The organism is Candidatus Manganitrophaceae bacterium, assembly GCA_016200325.1.
Lineage (GTDB): Bacteria > Nitrospirota > Nitrospiria > SBBL01 > Manganitrophaceae > Manganitrophus.
This window is the reverse complement of record JACQEZ010000020.1, coordinates 169,736-194,442: the sequence shown is the minus strand read 5'-3', so window position 1 is coordinate 194,442 and position 24,707 is coordinate 169,736. Positions and strand designations below refer to the sequence as shown.

The 24,707-nt window shown below is 55.7% G+C and carries 27 protein-coding genes; 23 read left to right on the top strand and 4 right to left on the bottom strand.

Going from position 1 to position 24,707, the window contains the following annotated elements:
* Nucleotides 1–127: 127 nt before the first annotated feature.
* The 11 genes from HY282_18020 to HY282_17970 all read left to right on the top strand — a co-directional run bounded on the left by HY282_18020 (nt 128) and on the right by HY282_17970 (nt 11,847).
* Nucleotides 128–784 carry a dTMP kinase gene (locus HY282_18020; GenBank protein MBI3805651.1) on the top strand — a complete coding sequence of 219 codons (657 nt, stop codon included), beginning with the start codon at nt 128–130 and terminating at the stop codon, nt 782–784.
* Nucleotides 762–1,856, top strand: coding sequence for a DNA polymerase III subunit delta' (gene holB / locus HY282_18015; GenBank protein MBI3805650.1), 1,095 nt, complete (start codon nt 762–764; stop codon nt 1,854–1,856). The genes HY282_18020 and holB overlap by 23 nt, the downstream gene beginning before the upstream one ends.
* Complete coding sequence (metG, locus tag HY282_18010) at nt 1,853–3,829, top strand: methionine--tRNA ligase (GenBank protein ID MBI3805649.1); 1,977 nt, start codon at nt 1,853–1,855, stop codon at nt 3,827–3,829. The genes holB and metG overlap by 4 nt, the downstream gene beginning before the upstream one ends.
* 523 nt (nt 3,830–4,352) lie before the next feature.
* Entirely contained in the window at nt 4,353–6,284 is a 1,932-nt protein-coding gene (locus HY282_18005) for an NTPase KAP (protein MBI3805648.1), read from the top strand.
* Nucleotides 6,284–7,096, top strand: a complete 813-nt coding sequence (locus HY282_18000) for a hypothetical protein (protein MBI3805647.1) — start codon at nt 6,284–6,286, stop codon at nt 7,094–7,096. Before HY282_18005 ends, HY282_18000 begins: the two co-directional genes overlap by 1 nt.
* Nucleotides 7,097–7,141: 45 nt before the next feature.
* Nucleotides 7,142–8,506 carry a hypothetical protein gene (locus HY282_17995; GenBank protein MBI3805646.1) on the top strand — a complete coding sequence of 455 codons (1,365 nt, stop codon included), beginning with the start codon at nt 7,142–7,144 and terminating at the stop codon, nt 8,504–8,506.
* Nucleotides 8,507–8,562: 56 nt separating this feature from the next.
* Nucleotides 8,563–9,279: a TatD family hydrolase gene (locus HY282_17990; GenBank protein MBI3805645.1), complete on the top strand. Its 717-nt coding sequence runs from the start codon at nt 8,563–8,565 to the stop codon at nt 9,277–9,279.
* Between the two features lie 149 nt (nt 9,280–9,428).
* Nucleotides 9,429–9,716 carry a hypothetical protein gene (locus tag HY282_17985; protein MBI3805644.1) on the top strand — a complete coding sequence of 96 codons (288 nt, stop codon included), beginning with the start codon at nt 9,429–9,431 and terminating at the stop codon, nt 9,714–9,716.
* 29 nt (nt 9,717–9,745) lie between these two features.
* Complete coding sequence (locus HY282_17980; protein MBI3805643.1) at nt 9,746–10,375, top strand: hypothetical protein; 630 nt, start codon at nt 9,746–9,748, stop codon at nt 10,373–10,375.
* Nucleotides 10,376–10,566: 191 nt separating this feature from the next.
* Nucleotides 10,567–11,157 (top strand): YdeI/OmpD-associated family protein, encoded by a 591-nt coding sequence (locus HY282_17975; GenBank protein MBI3805642.1) that lies wholly within the window; start codon nt 10,567–10,569, stop codon nt 11,155–11,157.
* A 267-nt stretch (nt 11,158–11,424) separates the two neighbouring features.
* Complete coding sequence (locus tag HY282_17970; GenBank protein MBI3805641.1) at nt 11,425–11,847, top strand: hypothetical protein; 423 nt, start codon at nt 11,425–11,427, stop codon at nt 11,845–11,847.
* A gap of 271 nt (nt 11,848–12,118) precedes the next feature.
* Here the strand turns inward: HY282_17970 and HY282_17965 are convergent, their stop codons facing one another.
* A complete protein-coding gene (locus tag HY282_17965) occupies nt 12,119–12,577 on the bottom strand; it encodes an SRPBCC domain-containing protein (GenBank protein ID MBI3805640.1) in 459 nt (152 codons plus the stop codon).
* An 84-nt stretch (nt 12,578–12,661) separates the two neighbouring features.
* Between HY282_17965 and HY282_17960 the strand changes: the two genes are divergently transcribed.
* The 8 genes from HY282_17960 (at nt 12,662) to HY282_17925 (ending at nt 19,037) form a co-directional block, all read left to right on the top strand.
* Complete coding sequence (locus tag HY282_17960; protein ID MBI3805639.1) at nt 12,662–13,111, top strand: helix-turn-helix transcriptional regulator; 450 nt, start codon at nt 12,662–12,664, stop codon at nt 13,109–13,111.
* Between the two features lie 192 nt (nt 13,112–13,303).
* The gene (locus tag HY282_17955; GenBank protein ID MBI3805638.1) at nt 13,304–13,684 is read left to right on the top strand and encodes a hypothetical protein; all 381 of its coding nucleotides are present in this window, start codon (nt 13,304–13,306) and stop codon (nt 13,682–13,684) included.
* A 136-nt stretch (nt 13,685–13,820) separates the two neighbouring features.
* Nucleotides 13,821–14,678, top strand: coding sequence for a methyltransferase domain-containing protein (locus HY282_17950; protein MBI3805637.1), 858 nt, complete (start codon nt 13,821–13,823; stop codon nt 14,676–14,678).
* 292 nt (nt 14,679–14,970) lie between these two features.
* Nucleotides 14,971–15,195 carry a hypothetical protein gene (locus HY282_17945; protein MBI3805636.1) on the top strand — a complete coding sequence of 75 codons (225 nt, stop codon included), beginning with the start codon at nt 14,971–14,973 and terminating at the stop codon, nt 15,193–15,195.
* A gap of 356 nt (nt 15,196–15,551) precedes the next feature.
* Nucleotides 15,552–16,739 carry an exo-alpha-sialidase gene (locus HY282_17940; protein MBI3805635.1) on the top strand — a complete coding sequence of 396 codons (1,188 nt, stop codon included), beginning with the start codon at nt 15,552–15,554 and terminating at the stop codon, nt 16,737–16,739.
* Nucleotides 16,736–17,032, top strand: coding sequence for a MoaD/ThiS family protein (locus HY282_17935; GenBank protein ID MBI3805634.1), 297 nt, complete (start codon nt 16,736–16,738; stop codon nt 17,030–17,032). The genes HY282_17940 and HY282_17935 overlap by 4 nt, the downstream gene beginning before the upstream one ends.
* A gap of 68 nt (nt 17,033–17,100) precedes the next feature.
* Nucleotides 17,101–17,547, top strand: coding sequence for an SRPBCC family protein (locus HY282_17930; protein MBI3805633.1), 447 nt, complete (start codon nt 17,101–17,103; stop codon nt 17,545–17,547).
* Nucleotides 17,548–17,954: 407 nt separating this feature from the next.
* Nucleotides 17,955–19,037, top strand: coding sequence for a metallophosphoesterase (locus tag HY282_17925; GenBank protein ID MBI3805632.1), 1,083 nt, complete (start codon nt 17,955–17,957; stop codon nt 19,035–19,037).
* A gap of 189 nt (nt 19,038–19,226) precedes the next feature.
* On the opposite strand, the gene HY282_17920 is transcribed toward HY282_17925, so the two are convergent.
* On the bottom strand, nt 19,227–19,646 hold the full coding sequence (locus HY282_17920; protein MBI3805631.1) for a cupredoxin domain-containing protein: 420 nt from the start codon (nt 19,644–19,646) through the stop codon (nt 19,227–19,229).
* 297 nt (nt 19,647–19,943) lie between these two features.
* Between HY282_17920 and HY282_17915 the strand changes: the two genes are divergently transcribed.
* The 4 genes from HY282_17915 (at nt 19,944) to HY282_17900 (ending at nt 22,695) form a co-directional block, all read left to right on the top strand.
* Nucleotides 19,944–20,321, top strand: a complete 378-nt coding sequence (locus HY282_17915; protein MBI3805630.1) for a VOC family protein — start codon at nt 19,944–19,946, stop codon at nt 20,319–20,321.
* Between the two features lie 24 nt (nt 20,322–20,345).
* Nucleotides 20,346–20,846, top strand: coding sequence for a VOC family protein (locus HY282_17910; GenBank protein MBI3805629.1), 501 nt, complete (start codon nt 20,346–20,348; stop codon nt 20,844–20,846).
* A 13-nt stretch (nt 20,847–20,859) separates the two neighbouring features.
* Complete coding sequence (locus HY282_17905; GenBank protein MBI3805628.1) at nt 20,860–21,423, top strand: dihydrofolate reductase family protein; 564 nt, start codon at nt 20,860–20,862, stop codon at nt 21,421–21,423.
* 105 nt (nt 21,424–21,528) lie between these two features.
* A complete protein-coding gene (locus tag HY282_17900) occupies nt 21,529–22,695 on the top strand; it encodes an NAD(P)/FAD-dependent oxidoreductase (protein ID MBI3805627.1) in 1,167 nt (388 codons plus the stop codon).
* A gap of 85 nt (nt 22,696–22,780) precedes the next feature.
* Here HY282_17900 and HY282_17895 read toward each other — a convergent pair whose 3' ends face one another.
* Complete coding sequence (locus HY282_17895) at nt 22,781–24,043, bottom strand: NAD(P)/FAD-dependent oxidoreductase (GenBank protein MBI3805626.1); 1,263 nt, start codon at nt 24,041–24,043, stop codon at nt 22,781–22,783.
* Nucleotides 24,044–24,047: 4 nt separating this feature from the next.
* Nucleotides 24,048–24,575, bottom strand: coding sequence for a BON domain-containing protein (locus tag HY282_17890; protein ID MBI3805625.1), 528 nt, complete (start codon nt 24,573–24,575; stop codon nt 24,048–24,050).
* Between the last annotated feature and the right edge of the window lie 132 nt (nt 24,576–24,707).

Here is a 24,707-nt window from a genome sequence, read left to right as displayed (position 1 = left end):
ATTGCGGCGTAGCAGATAAAATTCAAAAGAGGTTTTCCTTCTCATCTTTGCAATCCTTTTGCAACCCGCAATCCGAAATCCGCATTCCGCAATTCGAACATCTTCATTGCAATTCCGCCTCCCCTCCATGTATGATAAACCGTTCGCGGGAGGGGTGGTGACGGGTCATTTTATCACATTCGAAGGGGTCGAAGGGAGCGGGAAGACGACCCAGCTGGCGATCTTGGCGGACGATTTAGAAACCCGCGGTCTCTCGGTCGTCCGGACCCGCGAGCCGGGGGGAACGAAGATCGGCGATGCGATCCGGGCGCTGATCCTTGATTCCAAAAATCAGACGATGGATGCCAAGGCGGAGCTCCTTCTCTATTTGGCGAGCCGGGCCCAACACCTCAAAGAGGTGATCCTCCCCGCTTTGGAAACAGGCAAAGTCGTTCTCTGCGATCGGTTCGCCGACGCCACCTATGCCTACCAGGGAGTTGGACGGGGCCTGTCGAAGCGGGGGATCGAGCAGATTGGCCGGTTCGTCACCGAGGGGCGTCAGCCCGACCTCACCCTCCTTCTCGATATCGATCCTAAGAAAGGGCTCGCTCGTCTGAAAGGCCGGGAGGAGATCAACCGACTCGATCGGGAAGCGCTTCAGTTTCACGAGGCGGTTCGAAAAGGATATCTCCATCTCGCCAAACGAAACCCGCGCCGGATCCAGGTGGTCTCCACCGACGGAGCGGTCGACGAGATTGCCCAAAAAATTAGAAAGGTGGTTGATGACTACTTCCGAAACGCCTGAAAAATCGGATGCGCCGCGCGGCTTTGGTGAAATTATCGGACATTCCCGCGCGATCGACATCCTCCAATCGATGCTCCTCTCGGATGAGATTCCCCATGCGATCCTCTTCATGGGAGAAGAAGGGATCGGCAAACGAACCGTCGCCCGCGCCTTTGCGCAGACCCTCCTCTGCCATGAACGGCAGATGCCCGAAGGACCGGAGGGCGAAGAAGGACCGATCGAGCCGTGCGGCCGCTGCCTCTCCTGTCAAAAGCTCTCCGCGGGAAATCATCCCGACTTCATGACGATCGAGCCGGAGGGGAGCGCGATTAAAATCGAGCAGGTCCGGACCCTGCAGGACCGGATCATATACAAGCCGATCGACGGACCGAGGCGGATCATCCTGATCGATCCCGCCGACAAGATGAACGGGGCCGCCGCCAACGGTCTCCTCAAAACATTGGAAGAGCCCCCCGCGCATGCCGTCTTGATCTTGATCACCGCCAAGCCCTACTCGCTTCCCGAGACGATCCTCTCCCGCTGCCAGAAGATCTCCTTTTATCCCCTCTCCCTCTCGCAGGTCGAAAAGCTCCTGGCAGAGCGGAACCACTGGTCGGTTCAGGAAGCCCGCCTGATCGCCGCGCTGACCGGCGGCCATCTCGGCGAGGCGCTCTCGTTGTCGCTCGAAGCGGCCCGGGAAATGGAAGAGGGGCTCTATACCCTCGTCTCCGAGAAGACGTTGATGAACTACGAACGGCTCTTCGAGGTCGCCACCACCTACTCCCGGGACGAAGAGGTGATGGCCAAATCGCTCCACTACCTCGCCGCCTGGTTCCGCGATGTGCTGGTGCTGCAGGCGGTCCCCAACCCGTCGATGCTCGATCCTTCCTGGCTCGTCTACAGCTGGCGGCATGAAGAGATCAAGCGGTGGGCCGGACGGATGAATACAAATGAGGTCGCCACCTTCCTCTCCAACCTTCAGATCCTCCAGCAGGCGCAGATCCGCAACGTCAACCGGCAGCTCTCCCTCGAAAATCTGTTGATGCAGCTCAAAGACAAATTGATCAATCAGGAGCAGAAGACCTCAGGATGAAGTCGCACGAAAAGTTTTATCTCACCACGCCGATCTACTACGTCAACGACGAGCCGCACATCGGCCATGCTTATACGACGATCGCCGCCGACATTCTCGCCCGCTACCACCGTCTCCTTCAACACGACGTCTTCTTTCTTACCGGCACCGACGAGCATGGCCAGAAGGTGGCGCAGGCGGCGGCCAAGCGGAACGTCCCCCCGCAGCAACATGCCGACGAGATGGTCGTCCGTTTTCAGGCGCTCTGGAAAAAGCTGAACATCTCCAACGACGACTTCGTCCGGACGACGCAGGAGCGGCACACGCGGGTCGTGCAGACCGTCCTCCAAGAACTTCAAGACCGGAAAGAGCTCTACACCGGCAGCTATGAGGGATGGTACTGTCTCCCCGACGAGCGGTTCTGGACCGAAAAGGATGTCGTCGACGGCAAGTGCCCCGACTGTGGAAGACCGGTGGAGCATCTCTCCGAGCAGAACTACTTCTTCAAGATGGGCCAATATCAAGACCGCCTTCGGCAATACATCCGCGATCACCCCGACTTCATCCGGCCGGAGAGCCGGCGAAACGAGGTTTTGGGCTTTTTGGAAAAACCGCTCACCGATCTCTCCATCTCGCGCCCCAAGAGCCGCCTGCCGTGGGGAATCGAATTTCCGTTCGATTCAAATTATGTCACCTATGTTTGGATCGATGCGCTCGTCAACTACATCTCGATCCCCGGCTATGCGACCGACCCGGCCCGCTTTCAAAAATGGTGGCCGGCCGATCTCCATCTTGTCGGAAAAGATATTTTGACGACGCACGCCATCTACTGGTCGACGATCTTGATGGCGCTCGGCCTCCCCCTCCCGAAAACCCTCTTCGCGCACGGCTGGTGGACGCTCAATGCGCAGAAGATGTCGAAGAGCCTCGGCAACGTCGTTCACCCCGGCGATGTGATCGAACGCTACGGCGTCGATCCCTTCCGCTATTTTCTCTTCCGGGAAGTTCCCTTCGGCCAAGACGGCGACTTCTCCGAGACGGCGCTCGTCAACCGGATCAACAGCGATCTCGCCAACGACCTCGGCAACCTCCTCTCCCGGACGCTGACGATGCTGGAGCGCTACACCGGCGGCCGCACCCCCCCCGCGCACGAGGGGAAGCAGCCGGAAGATCTGGCGCTGCGCCGGAAGTTGGAAGGGTTGCCGGAGAAGATCGATACGCTGCTCGGTCGATTGGAATTTCAGAAGGCATTGATCGAAATCTGGGAGGCGGTCAGCCAGGCGAACCGGTATATTGAAAACGCCGCCCCGTGGGTCCTGGCCAAAGATCCCGCCAAAGCGGAGCGTCTCCAGACCGTCCTCTACCACACGACCGAAGCGCTCCGGATCATCACCCTCTTCATCTCCCCGTTCATGCCGAACACGGCACTGGAGATGGCCCGGCAGATGGGGCTTCCCTCCCTCTTCGAGGGGATCTCTCTGAAGGAGGCGGCGCAATGGGGCCGGCTGCCGGCCGAGATGCCGATCGCCAAAGGAAAATCGCTCTTCCCACGAATCGAAAAGAAAATGGAGACTCCATTGGAAAACAACCCTACCGCCAACACACCCGCACCGAAGGAAAACGTCCCTGCCGAGAAAAAGAGCACCCCGGCCTCCCCTACCGGATTTAAGCCGGCCATTGCTTATGATGACTTTGCCAAGATCGACCTGCGGGTCGCGGTGATTCTCACCGCCGAGAAAGTTCCCGGCTCGAAGAAGCTCCTCAAGCTGCGCGTTTCGCTCGGCTCGGAGGAGCGGCAGGTCGTCGCCGGCATCGGGACGAAGTATGCGCCGGAGGCGCTGATCGGAAAGCGGATTGTGCTCGTTGCGAATCTTCAGCCGGCGAAGATTATGGGGGTGGAGTCGCAAGGGATGCTTTTGGCGGCGGGGGCGGAAGAAGTTTTGGAGTTGGCGACCTTTATGGAAGAGATTCCGCCGGGGACGCGGATTAAGTAGCATTTTTAGAATCTGCTTCTGCTCGTTTTATTCCTATCGTCTAATTATTCATTCTTTTTTCACCCACAAACTTGTGGATTGACACCTTTCATGATGCCGTGATAGATTGCCCCCTGGGTTATACCCTAAACTGAATCACCCCGGAAATATCGACTGGTAAAGAACCGGACAACAGTTATAAAAATGAGCCGAGGGGCAGACATGCCCCCCCTCTTATAGAATTCCTTAATGGAGACCTAGAACAGATGGGAATTAGAATATACATGTGCCAAAGCGTCTCTGCCCCTATTGCAAAGAGCCCGCAAGAATATCAGCAACCGTGTGTCCGCACTGTGCAAGGAAGATTAAGCCAATTCCATTATCGAGGGAGATAAAAGGGTGATTAATTCCCTTAGATGTATGGCTCGTCCTGGTAATCATTCTACTCTTTCTTAATCGGATTTTCTTCGAATAACCATGGGAATTGGTAATAATCCCATTATGGCTTGTAGGAATTTTCAAGAGAGAAGTGGATAACTGACGCATGCTGATTCCGGACCATGAAACCGCCGTTGACTTTCTAAATTACGAGGCCGTCTCCAAGACGGTCGTCGAACTACTGAAGGACAACCGTCAGCGTGCGCTCACCATCGGCATCCATGGGGACTGGGGCGCAGGGAAATCCAGTGTCCTTAAGATGGTCGAATCCGCTATGGCTGGCGACAAGGAGGTCGCGTGCCTCTGGTTCAACGGCTGGGCATTTCAGGGCTTCGACGACGCGAAGACGGTCTTGATCGAGGTGATTATTAGCGAGTTGTGCCGGCAGCGTTCGGCGGTTGGCAAGGTCAAAGAAATCAGCAAGGGCCTGCTGAAGAGGGTGGACTGGCTGAAGCTGGCTCGGCGTGGTGGTAGCCTCGCGTTCACGCTGGCGACCGGCCTGCCCCCTCTCGACCAGATTAGTACGGTTATGGACAACATCCAGAGTCTCGCGGGTAGCGTCAAGTCAATGTCCCCCGCAGACATCGAGACCAAGCTTACCGAAGCCGCCTCGTTCCTAAAGTCGGCTGAGGAGCGTAGCGTTCCAGACCAGATACACAACTTCCGCAAGGAATTCGCAAAACTGTTGGAAGAGGCCAAAATCGACCAGCTCGTCGTGCTAATAGATGATCTCGACCGCTGCCTTCCGGCAACCGCAATCGATACTCTCGAAGCCATACGCTTGTTCCTGTTCGTACCCAAGACCGCGTTTGTCATCGGCGCCGATGAGGGCATGATCGAGTACGCGGTCCGACAGCATTTCCCAAACTTGCCGCTCGGCTCGGGAGGGGTGCCCTATACGCGGAACTACCTTGAGAAGCTCATCCAGGTGCCGTTTCGCATCCCAGCCCTGGGCGTGCAGGAGTCGCGCGCCTACGTCACGCTTCTACTTGTGCAGGCGCTCGTGGGAGAGGACCATGTCGGCTTCAAGACTCTGCTTGCCAAAGCGCGAAAGAGTCTGAATCAACCGTGGCTTGGCGGAGGCATCAGCCAGGCTGACGTTCGTGCCGTTGATCCCACACGGCACGACGTACTCGACGCCGCATTCGTCCTCACACAGCAGATTGGCCCGATCCTCGCCGAAGGGACTAAAGGGAACCCGCGCCAGATCAAACGCTTCCTGAACTCCTTGTCGATCAGGCTCACTATCGCAAAGGAACGAGGGTTTCAAGATAGCATGAATCCGGCAGCGCTGGGCAAGTTGATGCTTGCCGAACGCTTTCAGCAGGATTTCTACGACCACCTCGCCTCCGAGGCCATGCTTAACCCGAACGGCAAAATTTCCGAGCTACAGGAGATAGAAACAGCCGTGCGCAAAGACGCCAAGACAGCAAAAGGCAAGAAGGATAGTAAGGGTGAGAAATCTGCCATAGGGCCCGAACAGGACGCCGCCAAATGGCTCGAACGCGAATGGCTTGTTCGCTGGCTGAAAATCGAACCCCCTCTCGGAGAAGTCGACCTTCGCCCGTATGTGTTCGTCGCCAGAGAAAAGCGAATTCTTGCCTCCGCCACTGAATCGAACGGCCTGGAGAGTCTGATCGAGACATTGATGTCCAATTCGGACGTCGCCGTACGTAGCGTCGAGCCGCAGGTGAAGGCCCTGCAACTGGCCGACGCCACACAAGTGTTTGCGACGCTGCTGGAGCGTGTCGTGCGCCACGGCAAATTTACGACTGAACCGCCAGGTTTCGGAGGTCTGATGATAGTTGCCAAACACCATCCGCAGTTTCAGACCGAGCTTCTCGGGTTGCTCAGCAGCGCAGATGCTAAGGCGCTCGGATTCTGGGTAGTGAAAGGCTGGAACGACATCATCACCGAACCCTTGGCGGTCAAACAGCTACAAGAGCTGCTCATACGCTGGGCATCACAGAACGACAATGAGCAGCTCAAAAAGCTAGCCGCTCAGGCGATTACTACGCCTCGCAGAGGGACTCGCTGATGGGCACATCCGGCCCCTCAAACGGACCCAATCCCCGCACGCCGCTCGTGCCGTCATGGCTGGACGACGGACCAGGCGCGGTGCCTGCGGATGGTGACAGCGAACCGCCTGATAGTGGTCAGCCCGACAATCCCGGCCAGTCACAACCCCTGCCACCACTACCACCTGCGCCACCGCCCGGTCGGTTCACGTCCTCACGCCGTAACTTTTCGATATTTACAGGCTCAGGCGGTAGCGATCACCGCGCTTTGCGCCGCGCCGTCCGCGATTATGTCCGCTCAGGGATGCGCGGCAGCGGCAACGCTACGCGCCGCATGGGTGCATCGCGAACAACGGCGCGCGGTGTGCTCGGCGTGCTCCGGGATTTCCAGCGTGAAGGTGTCAACCCAACGCTCGCGCGTCTGAATCTGAGTGACCTAGCCGGCCGTCCTCTTGAGCACATATTCATCGGACTGACCGATGTTATCTGCGGGGACGGCGGTTCGATCGACGAGGGAATAGCGCGTGAGGCTTGGCTGGAGACAATCGCAGAACTCGACGGTTTAGATGTTGCAGACCCCGCCGCACTCCCACCGGACCAGATCCGCGATATTTTCCTCACCTTCATCGCGCATTCGGTAGTGGGCCGGCTGCTACAGGATATTGGTGCGAACGGATTCAAGTTCGCTGTTGACCTCGCCAGCATCGCTGAGTTTGATGCTCAACTCAAAAGCTATATTCGGCGTTCTGTGCGTGATTCTTTCTCAGGTGACCTGTCGGCACCGGCAACACTGTCTGATCAACAGGTCCGCGCGATCGTCAATCAAACCTAGTCAGGAAGCCTGGGATCTGCTCGTCACACAGGGAGATGCTGAAGGATGAGACGTCATAGCATGATCGCCAGGCTTGGACCGAGCGACACTGGGCAGGTGACGGTCGTCCAGACGGAATCGCTCCGCACGGAGATTCGTTTTGTCGACGGCTATCTTCGACTCGGATTCGGCATCGGCCAGGTGATCGATCAGTTGACTCAGCTCGGGGTTGTTCCCTCCGAGGTCAGCGTCGATCTCGCTATTCTGGCGGCAATGGTGACGGCGGCCGACACCAGGATCTCCCGCGCCATTGACGCTCAGGATAGCTGGACACGCGAGATTGACTTGTATATCCCTGTTCACGACCTGCCGCGCTGGACCATTCTGACACCCTTGCTTGTCCGAACACTCAACTTCCTGACCGGAGACCATTGGCGGTTGTTTTTCCGCGAACGGCACGCAGGCAACCAGCAACTCATCACCCGCCCTACCGGTCCCGCAGGGGCACCGTTCACATCGGTGTGCCTGTTCTCAGGTGGCCTCGACAGCTTCATCGGTGCCATCGACTTGCTCGCGGCAGGGCAGATGCCGCTCCTCGTGAGCCACTACGGCGACAGTAGTACCAGTTCGCAGATGCTATGTGCTCAGCGTCTGGCAAGAGAATACGGGGACATGCGACCAGGGCATGTGCGCGCAAATGTTCGCTTCGACAAGAACGATTTCACTCACCAGATGGACGGGGAATCAACAACACGGGGCCGGTCCTTTCTCTTCTTCGCACTCGCTTCTCTCGCCGCCAGCGATTTCAGGGAACGACCCGTCATCTATGTGCCGGAAAACGGTCTGATTTCACTGAACGTGCCGCTCGATCCGCTGCGCGTCGGCGCTTGGAGCACAAGAACGACACACCCGTTTTACATGGCACGCTGGCAGGCTATTCTTGATGGACTCGAGATCGCCGCGACATTGGAAAATCCGTACCGCTTTAAAACCAAAGGCGAGATGCTCGGCGCATGTGCCAATGTGGATCTGGCGCGCCAACACGTCGGGGACACGATTTCTTGTTCGTCAATTACCAAAGCACGCTGGCTCGGGCTCGCACCGGGGCATTGCGGGTTCTGCGTTCCTTGCCTGATTCGCCGGGCGGCAGTCACATCGGCCTTCGGCGATGATCCGACAACATACACCATCGCGGACTTAAGGAGACGGCCCTTGGACTCCAAGAGCGCTGAGGGCGAGCATGTCCGCTCGTTCCAAATGATGGCACGCCGTCTCTCTCAGCGCCCCGCGCTCGCGCGGGTTCTGGTCTACAAGTCCGGACCGTTGTCGGACTATCCAGAGTCTGATGTCACCGAATATGCCGACGTGCTTAGGCGCGGCATTCAGGAGGTCGACACCATAACGGGCCAAGCCTTGGTACGTCCCGCATGAGCACATCAGCGCGAGGATTCGACTTTCACTGTCACGTTGACCTCTTGCCGGACCCTGTGGCGACTATCGCGGCCTGCGAGCACGGTCGCATCTTTACACTTGCAGTGACGACAACCCCAAAAGCATGGGTCCAGAACCGCCGGTGGACGGCTGGTAGCCACTATGTTCATGCCGCCCTCGGCCTGCATCCCGAACTCGTGGGCGAACGTCACACTGAGATCGATTTGCTGGAACGACTGCTGACGGAGACAACCTTGGTCGGAGAGATCGGACTAGACGGCAGCCCCCAGTATCGAAGCAGTTGGCAGGTACAGAGGGAAGTATTTATCCGTACATTAAGCGCTGCTCAACGGCTCGGGGGGCGCGTGGCTAGTATCCACAGTCGCCGCGCGGCTCGCGAAGTATTAGGCTGCCTAGCCGAGCACACGACCGCGCAGCGTGTCCTACCGATCCTCCACTGGTTTTCCGATACTATGACGCTGGCACAACAGGCCGCGGAGCAAGGTTGTTACTTCTCTATTAATAGCCGCATGCTCAGCAGCAGGTCCAGTACGGTTGTGGTCCGAGAACTGCCAGCCGAAAGGGTCCTTACAGAAACGGACGCCCCATTTACGGGCACGGTTGACCGCAAGAACGGGTTACGAGATGTCTTAACAACTATTAAGCAACTTGCTGAGGTTCGCGGAGTCCCCGTCAATGAGATGGCGGCGATCCTCGCCGCGAATGCTGAGCGTGTCTTGGCTTTTGCTGGGATTGCTTCAACATGCACTTAGAACTCAGTTAAGTGCTCTGAGAGTCATAATGGGTGACCCTAAATTTCTTTTTCTAAATTTTCTGCGATTTGCTCAGAAGAATTGTCATCGCGGTCTTTCTGCTGGTTACGGCATCATGCGACCGGCTACAACAAAGCCCCGCATCTCCGATGTCGCAGCTTTCTGGTGTAGCGAACCTGCAAACGACATTGGTACGAATAGGAAAGTATCAACTCCTGCAGGCGAGCGTGGAATCCGGGCGAGGAAAAGGCTTGCAAACCGTGCTTCGAATCGACACGGAAACTGGAGAGACATGGGTGCTGCTTGCCGAAGATCCGCCGAAGTGGAAGCGACTAAATGATCCGGATTTGAGTAACAATGACATTGATCCGCTTAAGCTTTTCTCGCCAGAAGAGAACGAGAAGCATCGAAAAGAGCAGGAGAAAGCGCAACGGTAGGCAGAACTAGTGAACACAGTGGGTCAATAATGCAGACACCCCACAATTATGTACCGGTGCTTTTTGCAAGCCTCTTGCAGCCGATCGTTGATCTATTCGATCACATGGAGAAGAAAGAACCAAAGGGGCCAAACGAGGTCCAGGCGTCGAAACACGAGAATGGCTACGCAGCTTCGATTGCCGTTCTCACGGTAATCGTGATCGAATCTGTATGCAATAGGGCACGGCATGTGTATGGACTCGTTGATCGAAATGGAGCCGTCCAAACTCTCAGGGAGTTGCAGGCGGGCGGCCTTGCAGACGATGTCGAAGAACTCTTCGTGCTTCGTGATGTCATCGCGCACAATCATATATGGGAGGCAATTGCGGAGGACGACACGACCGGCTTGACCCTTGTCTCCGCAACAAAGCATCCGAGCTATGGCGACGCCAAGTTTAATCGGACTGTCGACCTAGAGATACGTCAAACACGGCGTCTTCATCTCGATATTTTCCCTGCTCGAATTCATCGTCAGACAGCGATTGTGGTGCTTCAGAAATGCGTCGAGGTCCTCCGCTTCCTGGAAAACAGCGACACCCGGCTTGTAGGAAGTACCGATCCTCATATCATCTGGAAGTCAAGACCTGTAGCTTTCTACCAGTGGGTGGATGAACTATAGACAAGAAAATTAATAGAGACAGAAAATTAATAGGGTCAGGTCTTTAATCTTGACCTAAGAAAATAATAGGAATCAATAGGAACGATAAAGGGGATAGTCCCCCTTTAATCGTTGCAAACCAATCATGAACACCAAAGAAGAAAAAGAAATTGTAAACAATATAAGCTCACTTTATTTCAGAGTATCCATAAATGAATAGAATGAATCCTAAGGTTGATTTCTTTTTTAGTAAAGCCAAAAAGTGGCAGGAAGAAATGAAGAAATTGAGAACGATCGTTCTTGCCTGTCCGCTGACCGAAGAATTGAAGTGGGGGAAGGCTTGTTACACCTTTCAGAAAAATAACATCGTCTTAATTCATGGATTTAAAGAATACTGTGCGCTTTTGTTTTTCAAAGGCGCCTTGTTAAAGGACGCCAAGGGTATTCTCATCCAACAAACGGAGAATGTGCAGGCGGCGCGCCAGATCCGGTTTACTCATGTTCGAGACATCGTTCAGATGAAACCCCTCTTGAAAGCCTATATTGATGAAGCCATCAAAGTGGAAAAAGCCGGCTTGAAAGTGGATTATAAAAAGACTTCTAAATTCATCGTTCCTGAAGAATTTCAAAAGAAATTAGACGAACTCCCCGCCTTGAAAACGGCTTTTGACGCATTGACGCCGGGACGGCAAAGAGGATACGTTCTTTATTTTTCAGCACCCAAACAATCCAAAACACGCGAGTCCAGGGTTGAAAAATGGTTGCAGCCAATTCTCAATGGAAAGGGATTAAATGATCCGTAATGCCATCAAAAATGATTAAATAGTGTCTGTCCCTATTTCATTTCCTTTTTCAAATTAAGTATGGCATCCCCGGAATTTCGGAAAAGCCTTATAACTCTGATGAGATCGGACCATTCTTGCAAAAAGCGATAGAAGAACGGATACACATCATGTGCAAATTGACAAATCAGCATAGCCATATATACTTACTTTCGACCACGCGGCACATTTCCTTTAATTTATCTAAAACAAAAAGACATCCAGGTAGATAAGGAGAAGGGGGAGTAAATGAAAAATGTTCTTGATAAGGTTGTGTATAAAATAGAAAAAGTGGTTGAGGTCGATTGTAACCAGACACTTAAAATAATGACTGCAAGATGGTATAATTTGGGACCTCATGAATATATGCGTCCTTGCATCAATGCCGAAATTGACTGTACTCGAAAAAAGCTGGCAAATGCTCTAATTGTCGATACAAGTCAGGCCACAGGGGTCTTTAGCCAGGAGGATCAGCAATGGCTTGCTGAATATGCGATCCCCGAATTAGCCAAAGCAGGATTAAAGGCGGTCATTACCGTGTTGCCCAAAAAGGCCGGCACTCTATTAGCTACAATGCGCTGGAAGCGCAATGGTAGCCAATCGGGAACAGATTACCTTGAAGCCGATTCGCTTCAGACGGCGTTAGATTTGGCGAAAAAATATACTAAATAAAAAGGAAGACAATACCGACTCATCGATGCTGACTGGCAAACAGCACATGACATCGAAGCGCTCTCCCCATCAGGAATTCCAGGGACACCATACTTAATTCTTGGCTTTCCTTAAGTGGAGGGATACTCTCCCGCCATGGTCAGAATCGCACGAGTAATAGCATCCGGTATCCCTCACCACATCACTCAACATGGCAAGACACACACCGTTGACGTTCCGGAGTTGGCCTTTCCTGGCCAACGCCTGCTCGACCAATCACTGGAAAGGGAATTTAATTCCAGTTATCGATTTTCAGATCATGCGGGGAGGGCTTCCCTTTTCCTGTTTCGACATACTCCCGAAGACTTAAAAGGAATACGGCCCACTTCATACTACAGTGCGATGTAAACTCAATCGCCTCGCGCCAGTTTCGGTGGCCGAAGAGGAGCGTCGTTTGATTGTCCTGCTCTGATAATTGGAAGGTGACGTCGGTTCCAACCCATTCCGGCGGCCCATCGACGCAGCGCCATCGAACCTCTTTCGGGGCATTGAGCGCTTGCACTTCCATCACCATTTTGCCTAAGAGCTCACCCGTCTTCTTTCGAAAGACGAATTCGATCTTTCCTCCGATTCGGCCATCGCCTGAAACTTCTTCGGTCCACCAATGGCCCAACCCTTCCAAGGTGGTTAACGCTTGATAGACCTGCGCGGCAGGGGCCTTGATCCCGATCCGATGAATAATGTCGACCATATGAACCTCCAGTAATGTAGTGATAACGACTTATGACATTTATACTTGCAAAATACAAGCAAATAATTTAGTATTGACTGACGTATGAAAAAGGGAAAGAACAAGCTTCGATCACACTGCCCTGTGAACTATGGTCTTGAGGCGTTTGGCGACCGGTGGGCGCTGCTGATCCTTCGAGACATTGTTTTTCGGGGGAAGCGGACTTACGGAGAGTTCCTCAAATCGGAAGAGGGTTTTGCGACCAATATCCTGGCTTCGCGCCTGGAGCACCTGATCGAGGCCGGGATTCTTCAGCGTGCGGGGGATCAAACGGATGGAAGGAAAGGGAGCTATTCCCTCACTGAAAAGGGTCTCGACCTGATTCCTTTGCTTTTTGAAATGGTGTTATGGAGCGCGAAATACGACAGCCGATCGGAGGCCAAACGGATCATTCGTCTGGTCGAACTCATTCGAAAAGACAATCGCAAAATCAGTCGGAAAGTGAGAGAGGCGGTAAAGCGGGGCGAAGCGATCGTCGCTGACTATTTGTCGTGACGTTATGGAGGAATGCAATGTCAAAACTCCGCGTCCAGCACTTCGCGATCTCCATTAAATCCGCATAAAGCATAAAGGAGTCCGGTCTTGCAGCTTATATCGTCGGCGACGGTGGCCTGTGTAGGTTTCATCCTTTTCCTCACAGGCTGTAGCGTCCTGCAGCCGCAGAGCCGTCAGGAACAGATCCATCACTTGGGGAGCGGGGTCATGCCCTTTGACCTTTCCAAGACCACGCATATTTTTAAAATGACGGAAGAGGGCGGCGTGCAGCGGGTGATCGTCAAGGATCTAACCGCCTCGGATCAGATTTCACGCATCCAACAACATCTTGAACACGAAACGGCGCGCTTTCAGAGCGGCGACTTTTCCGATCCGGCGGCCCTTCATGGAGAAAACATGCCGGGGCTCAAAGAGCTGAACGCCGGCGCCTCTCAGTTGAAGATCACCTACACCGCGTTGCCGATGGGGGCTGAGATTCGATTTGAGACGAGCGACATCCACTTACAGACGGCGATCCATCGCTGGTTTGGCGCCCAATTGGCCGAGCATGGCGCAGATGCAATGTCCGAATGAGAGACAATTAAACAGCCCTGCGTCCCCTCTCCGTCATTGGAGCCGGCCGTATAAAGAGATCCATTCTTAGAAACGTTCTGTCAGCAGTCGGCTCCGCTTTTCATGCGGAGCGCGATTCAACCGCAGAGGCAAGCATATGGGCCACTCCGATACCGACAAAGTTTTCAGTGGCTCCGTCCCGAAGCTTTACGACTCCCTACTCGTGCCGCTGATCTTTGAGCCCTACGCGGCGGACCTGGTGAATCGGCTCCGGTCGAGACCCCTTTCTCGTCTACTCGAAATCGCCGCCGGCACCGGCGTGGTGACGCGTGCGTTGGCCGCTGCGCTCCCCCAAACGGTCTCGATCGTCGCGACCGATTTGAATCAAGCGATGCTCGACCAAGCCTCCGCCGTGGGGACGACGCGCGCCGTCGTGTGGCGTCAGGCCGATGCGATGGCGCTCCCCTTCCCCGACGGAACGTTTGACGCCGTCGTCTGCCAGTTCGGCGTCATGTTCTTCCCCGAAAAGGCCAAAGCTTTTTCGGAGGCGCGCCGCGTGCTCCGGCCCGGAGGCTTTTTCATTTTCAGCCTTTGGGACCGGATCACGGAAAACGAATTCGCCGACACCGTCACGGCCGCGCTGGAATTGCTCTTTCCCAACGACCCGCCCCGCTTCTTGGCCCGCACGCCGCACGGCTATCATGACCCTCGCGCCATTGAACGAGATTTGGCAGAGGGCGGATTCATCGCCTCGCCCCGGATTGAAGCGGTTGCGGCGCGCAGCCGGGCCGCCTCCCCCCGCCTCCCCGCGATCGCCTACTGCCAAGGGACGCCGCTGAGAAATGAGATCGAAGCCCGCGATGCTTCCCGGCTCGGCGAAGCAACCGACCTCGCGGCGGAGGCAATTGCGAAGCGGTTTGGGCGGGGCGCCGTCGATGGCAAGATCCAGGCATACGTCGTCACGGTTCAACTTCCGGGGAGACCCCACTTCATTCTTGACTCTCCTTCGGGATAAGGGTACCCTCCCGACAGGCCTGGAAGCGCACCGGTGGACCCGCCTGCGAAGGATGCGTTTCGCGCTTGACTTTTTTACTTATCTGGTAGAAGTTGAAACGGTCTTTTATCAGGCGCTTCGTTCACCGATCTGATCGGGTCCACTGAAGGATCTTGAGAGAAACGGTGAAATCAAAAAGGCAAGACAGCGCTGATCCTCGCCGACATCGGAAACGGCAGCGATGGATTAAAATAGGGATCGACACTTTTTTGCAATAAGTAACCGGTTTCACATAAACGAACCAAGGCGAGTCGTGTCTGACACGACCATTCCCCTCAACGCGAAAGGCGCAAAGCTCGGAAGCTTCGTCCTTTCCCTTTACAAAAAGGATAACCATTTGGCAAAGCCGAATTATCAAAATGAAAAGCGTCAGCGAGATTTAGCGAAGAAAAAGAAACAAGAAAAAAAGAAACAGAACAAATTGGAGAAAAAACAAATCGCCGCAAAGATGGGCCCGGATCCGTCTCCAGGAAACTGAATTCCGGATTCTTGGGATACCCTGCTTCATGATTGACGCTCCTTGGAGAGAAGGGACCCCTTCCGGGATGGCGAGAAGAGCCTGGTTGGTCGCACCCGCTTTCCCCCCTCATCACGCAACCCGGCAACCGTCGGCAGCAACCCTTTCTTCATCAGGTGGGCCGTCTCCCTATCGCGTCGAAGCCCGGGACCGAAGCAAATTGAATCAATGATCGGATTTTTCATGCCCGATGTCGATTTCAGGGTCCCCGGACGACTAGTAAGTGCAGGACGGTCATTTTTAAGAAAAGAGATGAGGAATTCGCTGATCCCGGGTAAAAAGAGGCTTATTATGAACAAAGATAAGGAGAATCCATGATGAGTAGCGTACGCGTTTTGGTGGGGACACGGAAAGGGGCATTCATCCTGACATCGGATGGGAAGCGGGCGAAGTGGGAGGTCAGCGGACCGCACTTCGCGGGATGGGAAATCTATCATATCAAAGGCTCTCCCGCCGATCCGAATCGCCTCTATGTCTCTCAGACCAGCGGCTGGTTCGGACAGATCATTCAGCGATCGGATGACGGAGGGAAAACGTGGCACCAGCCCGGCACCCAGCCGGGCGAGCCGACCACGACCCCCGAGGGGATGCCGATGGGAGAGAGCAACAAGTTCGTTTACGACACCTCGCCGGAAACCGGCAAGCCGCTCACGACGCACCAGTGGTATGACGGCACGCAGCACCCGTGGGAGTTCAAGCGGGTCTGGCACATCGAGCCGTCATTAACAGATCCGAATACCGTCTATGCCGGTGTGGAAGACGCGGCGCTCTTCCGGACCACCGACGGCGGACAGAGCTGGCACGAGCTCGCCGGATTGCGGGGCCACGGCACCGGGCCCCAATGGATGCCCGGCGCGGGAGGGATGGGACTGCATACGATCCTGCTCGATCATCAAAACCCGAATCGAATGTATATCGCGATCTCCGCGGCGGGGGTTTTTCGAACCGACGACGCCGGCAAGAGCTGGAAGGCGGTCAACCAGGGGCTGGTCTCTCAATTCATTCCGGACCCGAAGGCCGAAATCGGCCATTGCGTTCACCGGATCGCCATGCACCGGTCGCGCCCGGAGGTCCTCTTCATGCAGAAGCACTGGGACGTCATGCGGAGCGACAACGCCGGCGAGTCGTGGCACGAGATCAGCGGCAACCTGCCGACCGACTTCGGGTTTGTGGTCGACGTGCATGCGCACGAGCCGGACACCATTTATGTCGTCCCGATCAAGAGCGATTCGGAGCATTTCCCCCCCGAGGGGAAGCTGCGCGTTTATCGCAGCCGCACCGGCGGAAATGAATGGGAAGCGCTGACGAAGGGGCTTCCCCAGAGTAACTGCTATGTCGATATCCTACGCGATGCGATGGCGGTCGACGCGCTCGATTCGTGCGGGATCTATTTCGGCACCACCGGCGGACAGGTCTACGCGTCGCCGGATGGCGGGGAGAGCTGGAACGCCATCGTTCACGATCTTCCGGCCGTCCTGTCGGTCGAAGTGCAGACGCTCAGATGATCCGCGTCGGGCTCCCTTATCATCTGCGGAACCTGGCGAAGGCCGACGCGGAGGTCCAGCTTCAAATCGGCGGCCCGATCACCCAACGGACCGTGCTGAATGCGCTCGAGGCGCGCTACCCGATGCTGGCCGGGACGATTCGGGACCATGTCACGCAGCAGCGCCGGGCGTTTCTGCGGTTCTTCGCCTGCGGAGAAGACTGGTCCCACGCATCTCCCGATGCCCTGCTCCCCGAAAAGGTGGCGACCGGAGAAGAGCCGTTTCTCATCATCGGCGCCATCGCAGGAGGGTAAGGGGCGGCGGTTTAAAATTGAAGGACTGAATCAGTCAAACAGACCCCATTTTAATAGGAGGATCAATCATGGCTAAAAATACGGTTCGACTTCACCGGGTTCTTCGTTCAACTCCCGAGAGAATCTACCGGGCGTTCCTCAATCCCTATGCAATGGCCAAATGGCTTCCACCCAACGGCTTCACCGGCAAGGTTCATCACCTCGATGCCAAAGTGGGCGGGACCTATAAAATGTCGTTCACGAACTTCACCAGCGGTCACAGCCACTCGTTCGGCGGGGCCTATCTTGAGCTCGTGCCGAACGAACGGATCGTCCACACGGACAAATTCGACGACCCGAATTTGCCCGGAGAGATGCAGGTGACGATTGCTTTGAAGCAGGTTTCCGTCGGAACGGAACTGAACATCACGCAAGAAGGGATCCCCGACGTCATTCCGCTGGAGGCCTGCTATCTCGGCTGGCAAGAATCGCTCACCTTGCTTGCAAAACTGGTCGAGGCGGAGATTCCGGGGTAACTTTTATCACCCCCGGACGTCATCGCAAGGGGAAGCGCTGAATGAGTCAAGGGCTGAGATGTCACCGGCTATCGCTGACACTCAGCCGCCCCGGTGTCTGTCTTAGGCCGACACCGATTTCATACCATCGAAAACCATCGAACGGCCAAGCTTCCCCTCTCCACAGCGAACGGGAACATCGTCGGTGAGAAGGGAGACGGGGCGGGAATACATCTCCGTCCGTCATAGATCTCCCATGCCATGCAATTTGTAGAGACGGTCTCCCATTCGACACCGGGTATGAAGCAACCCCTGAAGATGTAACCAAAACTTAACCCAGCCTTGACCATCCGTTAATCTGCCACCGTTATTCTCTCCCTGTTTTTCTGACCGTTTCAATACCTAAAAAAATTAAGGGAGGATTCAAGATGAAAAAGGGCTTTCGATTCCTGGCAGTCGCATGCGCGATGGGTCTGTCCTGTATGACCGGAGCGGCGATCGCGGCCAAACCCGACCCGCCGCTCACGGTTGCCGTCTTTGGAGATTGGCCGTACAGCACTCCTTTGCTGAATAACGCGCCATTGTTGCTCAATTCTGTAAACAACGATCCGGAGGTAAACCTCGTGATCCATGTCGGCGACATCCACTCCGGGAGTATGCCCTGCACCGGTGCCGGATTGAATCCGATTCCCGCGGGCGCCAATCCCGGCTGGAATCAAGGGGTCTTTAATATCTTTCAGCAGTTCAAAGATCCATTCGTCTATACGCCGGGGGATAATGAATGGACCGACTGCCACAAGACAAAAGAATCCTCCAGCGGCTATCCGTTGAATGAGCTGGCGGCCGTCCGGAGTCTGTTTTTCCCGATTCCGGGTTACACCCTCGGCGGCGTCCGAAAAGAGGTGGCGTCACAGGCCCTGGAAAATGAAGGAAATCCCACAGACGCGCAGTTCGTTGAGAACGTCATGTGGAAGCAGTCCAATGTGCTCTTCGTCACATTGAATGTCCCCGGGTCCAACAACGATGGTTTGCCCTGGAGCGGCGGCACGGGCCAGTTCTTAAATGAAGGTGCTCGTCTACAGGAAGTGGCAGAGCGCAACGCGTCGAATCTGCGTTGGTTAGACCGCGCCTTTAAGAAAGCCAAGAATGCGGCGGCGGTGGTAATCGCCCTTCAAGCCGATATGTGGGACCTCGCGGCGGTGGTTCCCGGCGGGGATGGGCTCAATGGGTATGATGAATTTGTTCAAGCGCTGGCGGATCACGCGGTTGCCTTTGGACGCCCGGTCCTGTTGCTCAACGGCGATTCTCACATCTATGGAGCGGACCAGCCCCTTGCCGATCCGACGAGCGCCACCGGTCTGATTCATCATACGCAAGCCGTGCCGAATTTGACGCGCATCACCGTTCAAGGCTCCACGAACACGCCGAATGAATGGCTCAGGCTGGCCATTGATCCGAGCTCGCCGAATGCCTTCACCTGGCAGAACGTCTGTTATCTCTCCTGCCCCTAAGGCATCAGTGAGTACCGTGCGTCTGCCTTGCCGGCTCCGGAAATAGAAGATTTCAGGGCTGCCGCCTCCTTATCGGTCGGGCAACGTTTACAACAGAGATCATCGGGCAGGTCTACAAGTTGAGTGTAGAGCGCTATATAAAATTTGTAGATCTGCCCCAACAGCGATCCGGCAGCGATCCGGCTCGGTTTACGACGCGCGGACGACCACCATCTGTCCTTCCATCCCGACCTTGCGGTGTCCCTCCAGATCGCAGAAATAGGCAAATCCCCCTGGCTTGAATGGAACGAAGGTAATCGTCGTCTTCTCCCCTTTTTCTTTCACTTCTCTGGAGAGGATAAAAAAGTCGGGCAGCGCAAGATGGTGCGGAAGGCCGTCGGTGTTGATCAGCGTCACCTCGACCACATCCCATTCGTTCACAAAGAGGGTCGGATTGACCTGGCCGTCGATCTTCCCGCCGCTCCCCACGAACAGGCGCTTCTCCCCATTCACATCACTCTTCAGAGTAAACGCCTTGACCGTCCGGCTCGGATTCGCAGGTCCGGCCATCGCCGTCACAGAGAAGATAATGCCGATCAAAATCCCCATCAATAAACCCCATTTTTTCATTTTGCGTCTCTCCGGTTGATCATGAGCCCACTCTCCCAGATCACCCTCAGTATAAAAGCCGGCTCCGTTGGGGGCAACGCCCCAAAATAGGTGTTTTAAGCGTGGGGCGTCGAAGGTCCGCCGTCTAATGAGATGAACCCCGGCCCACCCCTCGAATCTGTTTTGAATCGCGGATCGCTCCCCGGCGTGACCGACACGCAATTGATTTCTCTACGACTCCCTCGATATAATCCATTTTGATCCAAAGTCGACGCGTTCATCCTCGAACGCCTTTTTACCCTTTTCCGGAGAAATGAAATGGAAAGTAATCCCGTCGTCTGGTTTGAAATCTACGTTCAGGATCTTGATCGCGCAAAGCGTTTCTACGAGTCGGTCTTTCAGATCGCATTGCAGAAACTCAACTCGCCGATTCCGGGAGTCGAGCTCTGGGCATTTCCGGCAGAGATGAGCAATTCCGGCGCATCCGGCGCTCTGGTCACGATGGAAGGGTTCACGCCGAGCGGCAACGCCACTCTGGTCTACTTCCATTGTGACGACTGCGCCGTCGAGGCGGACCGCGCCACCCGTGCCGGCGGGCAAATCAAACGGCCCAAGACCTCCATCGGAGAATACGGCCAGATCTCTTTGGTCACCGATACGGAGGGAAATATGATCGGCCTGCATTCAATGGAATAGAACGATGCCGGCGGAGCGGAGGAGATGCCAATGACAATTCCAAAAATCACCCCCTGTTTGTGGTTCGACAATCAAGCCGAAGAGGCGGCGAAATTTTACACCGCCATCTTTAAGAACGGCAAAATCGGAAAAATCTCCCGCTATGGGAAAGAAGGTTTTGAGATTCATGGAAGACCGGAAGGATCGGTCCTGACCGTCGAATTCGAGATCAACGGTCAGACCTTTACCGCACTCAACGGCGGTCCGGCGTTTCAATTCAACGAGGCGATTTCGTTTCAGATCCCTTGTGAGACGCAGGAAGAGATCGATTATTATTGGAACAAACTTTCCGAAGGGGGAGATAAAAACGCGCAACAATGCGGCTGGCTGAAAGACAAATACGGCCTCTCCTGGCAGGTGGTTCCAAGGAGGATCGGCGAATGGGTCGGCAATCCCGACTCTGAGAAATCGCAGAGAGCGATGAAAGCGATGCTTCAAATGGAGAAGATCGACCTGGCGAAACTCAAACAGGCGTATGAGGGATAAAGGAGAAACTCGATTGAGAAGATTGGTTTTATTCATGCACACCTCGCTGGACGGTTTTGTGGCGGGACCGAATGGAGAGATGGACTGGATCAACGTCGACGAAGAAATTTTTGACTATGCCGGGCAACGGACGAACGAAGCCGACACCGCCTTGTATGGACGGGTCACCTACCAGATGATGGACAGCTACTGGCCGACCGCCGGCGACCAGCCGAACGCGACGAAACACGATATCGACCATTCCCGGTGGTATAACAACGTCACCAAAGTCGTCCTGTCCAAGACGATGAAGGGAACAGACCGGCCCAAAACAAGAATCATCAGCGACCATTTAAAAAACGAGATCACAAAACTCAAACAGAACGGAGAGAAAGACATTCTGATTTTTGGCAGCCCGACAGCCGTTCATTCTCTCATCGCCGAAAACCTCATCGACGATTATTGGCTATTCATCAACCCCGTTTTGATGGGACAAGGAATTCCGCTATTCAAGGGCGTCAAAGACAAAACAGCCCTCACGTTGGTTGAAAGCCATCCGTTCTCATCGGGGGTGGTTTGCCTTCACTACCGGGTGTAAAGGTGATAACGCATAAAGGATTCGCGGCCGGCAGGACGTTTCTGAAACGGCGGGCTTGGGGGAGGGGTCGACTCATAGGCCGACACACCCCGTCGTATCGGTAACATGTCGAACGATGTCGCCCATTCTCAAATCGCCCCACGTGATGCCGGCCGCGATACGATCATCATCGGCGCAGGGCCGGCCGGGCTCGCGGTGGGGGCCTGCCTCAAAGGGGCCGGTCTCCCCTTTCTCATCCTGGAGCAGAGTGACCAGGTCGGAGCAGCTTGGCACCGCCATTACAACCGGCTCCACCTCCATACCGACAAGGCCCACTCCGCACTCCCCTTCGTCCCCTTTCCCAAGGAGGTCCCGCGCTACCCGTCCCGCCTGGAAGTGATTCGTTACCTGGAGCGGTATGCGCAGCAGTTTCAATTGAGGCCTCGGTTGGGTCAACAGGTGGTCTCGGCGCGCTTTTCAAACGGTCTCTGGGAAGTCGAGACGCAGGATGCCCGCTACCGGTCGGAAAATCTCGTGATCGCCACCGGCTACAACCGCGAACCGTACCTTCCCCATTGGCCGGGACAAACCTCCTTCCGGGGTACCCTCCTGCATGCTTCTCAATATCGAGATGGGTTACCTTTCAAGAGCAGGAGGGTGCTCGTGGTCGGTTTCGGCAACTCCGGCGGCGAGATCGCCCTCGACCTATGGGAGCAGGGGGCCCGGCCGAGCCTTGCCGTCCGAAGCCCGGTGAATGTGATCCCACGCGAGTTGTTCGGCATTCCAATTCTCTCGATTGGCCTCGCGCAAAGGAAACTGCTGCCGCCGCGATGGGCCGATCGGTTGAACGCGCTGATTTTGCGCGCCGCCATCGGCGACCTCACCCGGTATGGGCTGCGCAAACTGCCGTATGGGCCGGCAACCCAGATCCGACACGACGCGCGCATCCCGCTTATCGACGTCGGCACGATCAAACAGATCAAGCAGGGCGGGATCACCGTCTGTCCGGGGATCGAACGGTTCACGGAAGAGGGGGTCCGCTTCACCGATGGAGACCAGCGGAAGTTCGAGGCGGTGATTTTGGCGACCGGCTATCGCCCGCGGGTCAACGCATTCTTAGAAGGGACCTCGGCCGTCTACGACGAAAACGGCACCCCCCTGTCAAGTGGGCGTGAGGCGCCGATTCCGGGACTCTACTTCTGCGGGTATCACGTCTCGGCGACAGGAATGCTGCGGGAGATTGCCTTTGAGGCGCAACGCATTGTCGCCGCGATCGGACAAAAACGCGTATGAGCCGCGGAAGGGAATCGATAAAATCGTTGCAGCCGATGGAGAAGATCCCGCCGGATCACCGGATGAAGGGATCCGGCGGAGAGGGTCAATGCGCCCGGCGATCTTGAAGGTAGCGGGCAATGGTGTCGTTTTGGAATAAAAGGGCGCTCCCCTTCTTCCAAAAGGAGACGAGCGGATTCCGGCTGATCGGGACGACCCCGGCGTCGGTCGGTCTCAACCAATGCCGCCAGGCGAAGTGAAGCCACTCCTTCCGGACGATCGGCCAGACATGGTCGTAGCGGGCGCGCCCCTGCAAGATTTCGAAATAGAGCTCCGCGACCCACTTGTGGCTTTCGACAAAGCGGTAGCTCGTCTCGGGCCATCGGTGCAGCAGGCGGGCGAAGCGGCGCGCGGCGTGAAACTCTTCCGCCGTCTCCGCCAGAATCCGGGCGGTGTAGGCCGCAAGCCCCTCTTTCTGCTCCAGGATGTTGTTCGAAATCACCTCCGCCGCAATTAAGCCGGTCAGCAGCGCCGAATAGAGACCCTCCCCCGAAAAGGGATCGATGAGACCGGCGGCATCGCCCGCCCACAAGGCATTTCCCTCGTGAAGCGGAACCCGATGACTCAGCGCGACCTGCCGGTACATGTGGACCTGTTGACCCGACGCCTCTTTGAGAATCCCCTGACTCTCAATAAATTCTCCATAAAGGTCTCCCGCGCTCCGGACCTTTCTTTCCGAACCGGCGATCCCGACCGTCTGATGGTCTTTTTTCGGGAGAAGCCACCCGAATCCCGAGGGGGCCGACCCGAGGTCGATCTGAACGAGGCTCTCTCCGGCCCTTTTCGGTTCGGGCAAAGGGATCTCGCTCTCGACCCCGATCCAGACTTCATCTCCCCGCTCGCCGATCCGCCGAAGCAGCCCGCTCATCCCGTCCGCAAGGATCAGGTAACGGCATCGCCATCTCTCCAATACGGAGCGGACGGTCACCTCCCGCCCTTCTTGGACCCAATCGGTCACCTCGGTCTCATCGAGGATCACCGCACCCTGCTTCTGCGCCTTTAACACCATGAAGTGATCAAAGCGGTCCCGGGTGGTGGTGTAGGCAATCGGCTCGGTGCTTTCGACAATAAATGGATCGCTTCCGCGGAAGGTGAACCGGACCCCTTGGATCACCTGTTCAATCTGATCGCCCAGATCAAATGGAATTAAATTTGCCGCGCGAACGCTCAACGCGCCGCCGCAGGCTTTCTGCATCGGGAGCGCAGAGCGCTCGATCGCCAAGACGCGAAACCCTTGCCGGCTCAGCTCATACGCCGCAATGGCCCCCGCCGGACCCAGACCGACTACAATGACATCATATTTCGGCATCGGATTAACCCTGCACCTTTAGTCGGTTCTCGATTTGTCTGACGCCGGCAATACTCTGTGCCAGCCGCTCCGCTTCGCGTTTTTGCTCCGCCGACACAACCTCGCCGTTGAGGGTGACCACCCCCTTGTAACTTTTGACATCAATCGTCGCCATCCGGGTGGTTGGATCGGTGATGAGATCGGTTTTCAATTTCGCCACGATCGAATTGTCGAGGATCACCTCAATCGTCAGCAAGAGCTGATTGTTGACCTTTCTGAATTCGCCGACGACGGACCGCGCTAACTCTTCCGCCCGCTGCCGCTCTTTTTCTTGATCGACCAGGCCGGTCAAAGTCACCGTAGCGCCATCGACATGCGGACGGATTTCCCAAGGAGCGGTCAGCGGATCGTTCTTTAACTTGTTTTGAATCCGTGATTCGAGCGCTTTATTCTGAGGGGGCACCGCCACCTTCTGCGTCTTGAAGATGCACCCACCGGCCGTCAATGACAATGCCATCAAAAGGATGATGACGATGGTATGAGAACGATTCATCTATCACCTCCATCGTAACATACATTGGAACAAGAACAAGAGACCCCAATATGCGCCGTCTGTTATAAAAGCAAGAAGCAGACCATTAAATTTCACCGATTCCTTTTCCCTGGTTCTCCTCTGGCGTTCGCC

Coding starts and splice junctions, on each gene's coding strand:
- HY282_17900 (MBI3805627.1), top strand. CDS start 21,529: ATGTCGAACGATGTCGCCCATTCTCAAATCGCCCCACGTGATGCCGGC.
- HY282_17895 (MBI3805626.1), bottom strand. CDS start 24,043: ATGCCGAAATATGATGTCATTGTAGTCGGTCTGGGTCCGGCGGGGGCC.
- HY282_17995 (MBI3805646.1), top strand. CDS start 7,142: ATGAGACGTCATAGCATGATCGCCAGGCTTGGACCGAGCGACACTGGG.
- HY282_17930 (MBI3805633.1), top strand. CDS start 17,101: ATGGCTAAAAATACGGTTCGACTTCACCGGGTTCTTCGTTCAACTCCC.
- HY282_17960 (MBI3805639.1), top strand. CDS start 12,662: ATGAAAAAGGGAAAGAACAAGCTTCGATCACACTGCCCTGTGAACTAT.
- HY282_17975 (MBI3805642.1), top strand. CDS start 10,567: ATGAATAGAATGAATCCTAAGGTTGATTTCTTTTTTAGTAAAGCCAAA.
- HY282_17950 (MBI3805637.1), top strand. CDS start 13,821: ATGGGCCACTCCGATACCGACAAAGTTTTCAGTGGCTCCGTCCCGAAG.
- HY282_17970 (MBI3805641.1), top strand. CDS start 11,425: ATGAAAAATGTTCTTGATAAGGTTGTGTATAAAATAGAAAAAGTGGTT.
- HY282_17915 (MBI3805630.1), top strand. CDS start 19,944: ATGGAAAGTAATCCCGTCGTCTGGTTTGAAATCTACGTTCAGGATCTT.
- HY282_17980 (MBI3805643.1), top strand. CDS start 9,746: ATGCAGACACCCCACAATTATGTACCGGTGCTTTTTGCAAGCCTCTTG.
- HY282_17925 (MBI3805632.1), top strand. CDS start 17,955: ATGAAAAAGGGCTTTCGATTCCTGGCAGTCGCATGCGCGATGGGTCTG.
- HY282_17985 (MBI3805644.1), top strand. CDS start 9,429: ATGTCGCAGCTTTCTGGTGTAGCGAACCTGCAAACGACATTGGTACGA.
- HY282_17935 (MBI3805634.1), top strand. CDS start 16,736: ATGATCCGCGTCGGGCTCCCTTATCATCTGCGGAACCTGGCGAAGGCC.
- HY282_17965 (MBI3805640.1), bottom strand. CDS start 12,577: ATGGTCGACATTATTCATCGGATCGGGATCAAGGCCCCTGCCGCGCAG.
- HY282_17910 (MBI3805629.1), top strand. CDS start 20,346: ATGCCAATGACAATTCCAAAAATCACCCCCTGTTTGTGGTTCGACAAT.
- HY282_18020 (MBI3805651.1), top strand. CDS start 128: ATGTATGATAAACCGTTCGCGGGAGGGGTGGTGACGGGTCATTTTATC.
- HY282_17940 (MBI3805635.1), top strand. CDS start 15,552: ATGAGTAGCGTACGCGTTTTGGTGGGGACACGGAAAGGGGCATTCATC.
- metG (MBI3805649.1), top strand. CDS start 1,853: ATGAAGTCGCACGAAAAGTTTTATCTCACCACGCCGATCTACTACGTC.
- HY282_18000 (MBI3805647.1), top strand. CDS start 6,284: ATGGGCACATCCGGCCCCTCAAACGGACCCAATCCCCGCACGCCGCTC.
- holB (MBI3805650.1), top strand. CDS start 762: ATGACTACTTCCGAAACGCCTGAAAAATCGGATGCGCCGCGCGGCTTT.
- HY282_17920 (MBI3805631.1), bottom strand. CDS start 19,646: ATGAAAAAATGGGGTTTATTGATGGGGATTTTGATCGGCATTATCTTC.
- HY282_17890 (MBI3805625.1), bottom strand. CDS start 24,575: ATGAATCGTTCTCATACCATCGTCATCATCCTTTTGATGGCATTGTCA.
- HY282_18005 (MBI3805648.1), top strand. CDS start 4,353: ATGCTGATTCCGGACCATGAAACCGCCGTTGACTTTCTAAATTACGAG.